Source organism: Shewanella sp. N2AIL, from assembly GCF_022690845.1.
GTDB classification, from domain to species: Bacteria; Pseudomonadota; Gammaproteobacteria; order Enterobacterales; family Shewanellaceae; genus Shewanella; species Shewanella baltica.
The window spans coordinates 1-1,351 of record NZ_JALBYT010000071.1 but is presented as its reverse complement, the minus strand read 5'-3'; the positions used below and the strand labels follow the sequence as shown (position 1 = coordinate 1,351).

Annotated in this window: 1 protein-coding gene; it reads right to left on the bottom strand. The window is 50.9% G+C overall.

Annotation, left to right across the window (positions count from 1 at the left end; translation table 11 throughout):
* The coding region (locus MO387_RS20730) for a VCBS domain-containing protein (RefSeq protein ID WP_242326508.1) at positions 1 to 1,351 on the bottom strand (1,351 nt) is incomplete at both ends.

The window sequence follows — 1,351 nt, the reverse complement described above, 5'->3', positions numbered from 1 at the left end:
AGGTTTCGACCTTGGTTTCGCCTTCAGCCAGATATTGCACGTCGGCGTTATCGACGTTGTAAGTCCAGTTGCCCGCCGCATCGATAGTCAGGCTGCCGAGCGCGCCAACACTTGGAGTGCCGTTGCCCGCTTGGAATACCGCCTGGCCGCTGTCGGCATCGGTAATGGTTAAGGTGCCGCTGTCAGTCAGAACTGGATCGGTGGCATCTTCAGTGACCGCGCCAACATCGTCACCAGCAATCACAGGCACATCGTTGGTGCCGGTAATGGTGATGGTGACCGTGTGCTCAGTGCCGTCTTGGCTCAACACCACAAAGGTTTCGACCTTAGTTTCGCCTTCAGCCAGATATTGCACGTCGGCGTTATCGACGTTGTAAGTCCAGTTGCCCGCCGCATCGATAGTCAGGCTGCCGAGCGCGCCATTGCTAGCAACGCCGTTGCCCGCTTGGAATACCGCTTGGCCGCTGTCGGCATCGGTAATGGTTAAGGTGCCGCTGTCAGTCAGAACTGGATCGGTGGCATCTTCAGTGACCGCGCCGACATCGTCGCCAGCAATCACAGGCACATCATCTACTGGGGAGATCTTGATTGTTAATGTATTTGACTCTCCAGTGTTAGTGACATAGGTGAGTTCTGGTACTGGACCATCGTAATTTACCGCTGGTGTAAAGCTATAATTACCATCGGCATTTAGTGTAATGCTACCCACTCCAAGAATCACTGCTGTTTGGCCAACAGCGAAGTTTTCTTGGATTCCATCTTTGTTCGTATCAAGGCTGAAACTGACAACTGAAGTATTGCCAACATCATTAGTGAGTACATTTCCAGTACCAATACTGTCTTCGGCTATTTCCAGAGTGTCACTCTGAGTATTGGTTAAGCTAGCCTGATCTTGTCCGGATGAAGTATTTCCTGCCTTATCTGTGACTTCGGCGCTTATAACTAAGTTGGTTCCAATCGCAGGGGCATCAATCGCTAGCGCTAAACCATTGTCTAACATAGCTTGGGTTATTATCCCGTTGAACAACTCATTGCCTGCTTGGTCCGTTACTACTAGAGAGTCGCCAACTTCTGTACCTGCACTTAAGGTGACTGCAATGTTTATTTGGCCATTGAGTTCGTCATTGTTAATAAAGCCATCATTGTTGATGTCTTCTGAAATGATTACTGTTGGCGATGAATTGGCAGAGCTTGTATCAATCACCACGTCCTGGGTGACGGTCTTGCTGTTGCCCGCCAGGTCAGTGACGGTGGCGCTGACAGGGTAAGTGCCATCGGCCAAGGTGGTGCCGGTTAAGTCGATGCTCCAGTTACCGCTGGCATCAATCACCAAGCCGTTGGCAGTGGTGTA